We start from the raw sequence: 3,987 nt of genomic DNA, 5'->3' as shown, positions 1-3,987 counted from the left end.
GAACTCGTCCTGGCGCTCACGGGAGACGCCGGTGAGCTCGGCGACGTTCTCCGCGGTCTGGCCCATCTCGATGTAGGCGTCGGGCAGGGCACCGGACTCGCGCGGGTCGGTCCAGGAGCCCTGGCCGCCCTCCTTGCGCTTCTCGGTGCGGGCCTTGGCGTCCGCGAAGAGCGGGTTCTCGTTCTGCGGGTTGTCGCTGCTGCCGTTGACGAAGCGGCTGACGGTCTCCACACCGGCGGAGATGAAGACGTCGCCCTCACCGGCCTTGATGGCGTGGTAGGCCATCCGGGTGGTCTGCAGCGAGGAGGAGCAGTAACGGGTGATGGTGGTGCCCGGAACGGTGTCCAGTCCCAGCTGCACGGCCACGACGCGGGCCATGTTGAATCCCTGGTCGCCACCGGGCAGACCACAGCCGAGCATGAGGTCGTCGATGCTCTTGGGGTCGAGCTCGGGGACCTTGGCGAGGGCTGCGCCGATGATCTGGGTGGTGAGGTCGTCCGGGCGCATGTCCTTCAGGGAGCCCTTGAAGGCCCGGCCGATCGGGGAGCGCGCGGTGGCGACGATGACTGCTTCGGGCATGTTCCTCGTCCTTGTCGTGGGCACTTTGTTACTGACCAGTTAACCCGTCGGGCGTTCTGGTGCGCCATCCGGGGTCCTCGTTCGTGTGTCCTTCGGGTCGGGCTCCCGGCCGCGTTCCCGGGCGGTGTCCCGAGGGCGGAACGGGCCGCGGATGAGGGCGGCCCAGCCGGACCGGGAACCGCTCGGTTCGGGGCTGTCCGCCCGTGTGACCTCGGTTCCCGGTGTCTCGGAGGCGACCACGGCCGCGCGTTCGACCGGCAGGACGCCTTGGGTGCGTTCGCCCTCGTCGAGTTCGGGCAGCAGGCCCAAGGCGGCGCACGCGGAGGGAAGAACGGCGAACGCGGCCTGGGCGTACCCGCGAGCCGACGGATGAAAACGGTCCGGTCCGAACATGGAAACAGGATCCGTCCGGAAATCGTCGCTGAGGATGTCGCTCAGCGAGACGGTGCGACCGCCGACCTCGGTGACCGCGATCGTCTGGGCGGCCGCCAGTTGGCGTGAGGCCCGCCGGGCGACCGACCGCAGCGGCCATCCGATGGGGCGCACCGTACCCAGGTCCGGACAGGTCGCCACCACCACCGGAGTGCCCAGTCCCACCAGATCCCTGGTGACGTCGCGCAGCGCCGCCACGGCGTCGTTGGGCCGTACCCGGCGGATCACGTCGTTGGCGCCGATGAAGACCACCGCGACGTCGAAGTGCCGGTCGGGCATGCGAGCCCCGGCCCGTTCGAGTTGGCGGTCGAGGTCGGCGGAGGTGGCGCCGGGCTTGGCCGTGCAGCGCAGCCCCACCGGGCGATCGGAGGCCGCGGCGATCCCCGCGGCCAGCATCGCACCGGGCGTCTCGTGAGCCTCCCGCACGGCGAACCCGGCCGCGGTGGAGTCGCCGATCATCAACAGCCGAAGCGGCGGTCCGTCCCCTTCGCCGTAGACCCCGTCGGTGCGGGGCCGCTTCCACTCGGTCACGCCGATGGCGTTCTTGGCCAGCTTGGCCTGGAGGTAGAGCAGGGCCAGCGTGCCCCCGCCCACGAGCGTGAGTCCACCTCCGCCGAAGGCGGTGGCGGCGGCGATGCGACGGGCTCGCGCGGCTCGCAGCATGCGGAAGTCACCCCCGGTGAGTAGGACCCGCCCCAGGTACCGGCGAGCCGGTCATCAACCGACGTTACCGGCGAGGAACCCGGTGGTCACGTACCTTGGCGGCACACAATCCGAGCCTTCGGGCCACCTGTTCGATACGTTCGCGGGGCTCGGGCCGACCGGTCCGCTTCGGTACTCCGTGCCAGGTGAAGCGGAACGAACCCCCGAGAACACGCCCTAGAGTTCAGGGTGGGGGAGACCGGATCGGTCCCCACCCGCCTCGGGCGTCACCGGGGACGCGAGACAGGCGAGCCGAAGACCCGGTCGCCACTATGTGAAGGAGCGAAGTTGCGGGTACACGACTCACTCATCGACCTGGTCGGGGACACCCCGTTGGTTCGTCTGCGGAAGGTCACCGAGGGGCTGGCCCCGACGATCCTGGCGAAGGTGGAGTACTTCAACCCGGGCGGATCGGTCAAGGACCGCATCGCGCTGCGCATGGTCGAGGCGGCGGAGAAGAGCGGTGAGCTCAAGCCGGGCGGCACGATCGTTGAGCCCACCTCGGGCAACACCGGCATCGGGCTGGCGATGGTCGCCCAGGAGAAGGGCTACCGCTGCGTCTTCGTCTGCCCGGACAAGGTCGGTCCGGACAAGCTGTCGGTGCTGCGGGCCTACGGCGCCGAGGTCGTGGTCTGCCCGACCACGGTCGCGCCGGAGCACCCCGAGTCCTACTACTCGGTCTCGGACCGGCTGGCCCAGGAGCTCCCGAACGCCTGGAAGCCCAACCAGTACGAGAACCAGAACAACCCCGACTCGCACTACCACTCCACGGGCCCGGAGATCTGGGACCAGACCGAGGGCCGCATCACGCACTTCGTGGCCGGCATCGGCACCGGTGGCACCATCAGCGGCACCGGCCGCTACCTCAAGGAGGCCTCCGAGGGACGCGTGCAGGTCGTGGGCGCCGACCCCGAGGGTTCGGTCTACTCGGGCGGAACCGGCCGCCCCTACCTGGTCGAGGGCGTGGGCGAGGACATCTGGCCCGGCACCTACGACACGGCGATCTGCGATGACATCGTCGCGGTCAGCGACAAGGACTCGTTCCTGATGACCCGTCGCCTTGCCAAGGAGGAGGGCCTGCTGGTGGGCGGCTCCTGCGGCCTGGCGGTGGAGGCGGCGCTGCGCGTGGCCGAGACGGCCGGTCCGGACGACGTCATCGTCGTGCTGCTGCCGGACGGTGGCCGCGGCTACCTCGGCAAGATCTTCAATGACGAGTGGATGTCCGACTACGGCTTCCTGTCGGCCGACACCGAGGAGGCCACCGCGGGCAAGGTGCTGTCCGACAAGGAGGGCGAGATGCCCGACTTCGTGCACAGCCACCCGGACGAGACCGTCGGTACCGCCGTGGCGATCATGCGCGAGTACGGCGTCTCCCAGCTGCCCGTGATGAAGGAGGAGCCGCCGGTCATGGCGGCCGAGGTCGTGGGGTCCATCGCCGAACGCGACCTGCTGGACGCCCTCTTCGACGGCCGCGCCGACCTGGACGACCTGGTGGAGACCCACATGGCCAAGCCGCTGTCCACGGTGGGCACCGGTACCCCGGTGAGCGACTGTGTGCGTCTGCTGCGCAGGTCGGGCGCCCTGGTGGTGCTGCGCGACGGCAAGCCGGTGGGGATTCTCACCCGCCAGGACCTGTTGGCGCACCTTTCGGGCTGACCGCGGTCGCCTTCGTGTACCGGGTCTCGAACCTTGTTCGGGGCCCGGTTCTCACGTACCGGACGGGGTGCCGCATACTCGGACACTGCTAATGTTCGACGCGTTGGTTTTTACTGGCCGGTAATAAGTAGGTGCACCCGTGTCCCGGCTCCTCAACTGGATCATCCGCTCCGTCTGGTCGTACGCACGCACCCACGGTGAGATCCGTGCGGAGTCCAAGGCCGCCCGCAAGTTCGCCCGCTTCGGCAGTGGTTCGGCCATCGCCTTTCCCATCGCCACGCTGTACGGCGAACCCTGGATCGAGATCGGGGTGCACACCGTCCTGGGCGGGGACATCACCCTGGCCGCGGGGATGGGCCCCGACTACGACCTCGGCGAAGGTACCGTCGTGCGCATCGGATCCGGGTGCGCGATCGGCCGCGGCTCGCACGTGGTCGCCCACAGGTCCGTCGACATCGGCGACCACGTCTACACCGGGCCCTACGTCTACATCACCGACCAGAACCACTCCTACGCCAACACCGACATCCCCGTCGGCCTGCAGTGGCCGGTGGACGATCCGGTGAGCATCGGCGCCGGGAGCTGGCTGGGCGCCAACTCCGTGATCCTGCCCGGCGA

The 3,987-nt window shown here is 69.5% G+C and carries 3 protein-coding genes and 1 pseudogene; 2 read left to right on the top strand and 2 right to left on the bottom strand.

Annotated features, from left to right (window positions below; translation table 11 throughout):
• Together K8V84_RS16650 and K8V84_RS16645 are read right to left on the bottom strand one after the other, a co-directional pair.
• A pseudogene (locus K8V84_RS16650) lies at positions 1 to 579 on the bottom strand (acetyl-CoA C-acyltransferase); the annotation flags it as partial.
• 39 nt (positions 580 to 618) lie between these two features.
• Positions 619 to 1,674 carry an SGNH/GDSL hydrolase family protein gene (locus tag K8V84_RS16645; RefSeq protein ID WP_304075940.1) on the bottom strand — a complete coding sequence of 352 codons (1,056 nt, stop codon included), beginning with the start codon at positions 1,672 to 1,674 and terminating at the stop codon, positions 619 to 621.
• Positions 1,675 to 2,001: 327 nt separating this feature from the next.
• Between K8V84_RS16645 and K8V84_RS16640 the strand changes: the two genes are divergently transcribed.
• Entirely contained in the window at positions 2,002 to 3,369 is a 1,368-nt protein-coding gene (locus tag K8V84_RS16640) for a cystathionine beta-synthase (protein ID WP_304075938.1), read from the top strand.
• Positions 3,370 to 3,508: 139 nt separating this feature from the next.
• Positions 3,509 to 3,987: acyltransferase (locus K8V84_RS16635; RefSeq protein WP_304075936.1), on the top strand; the 479-nt coding region annotated here is incomplete at its 3' end.

It is taken from the genome of Nocardiopsis listeri, from assembly GCF_020741345.1.
Taxonomy (GTDB): Bacteria; Actinomycetota; Actinomycetes; order Streptosporangiales; family Streptosporangiaceae; genus Nocardiopsis; species Nocardiopsis listeri_A.
Note: the sequence above shows the minus strand (reverse complement) of the source record. Positions and strands in the feature narration are given on the sequence as shown.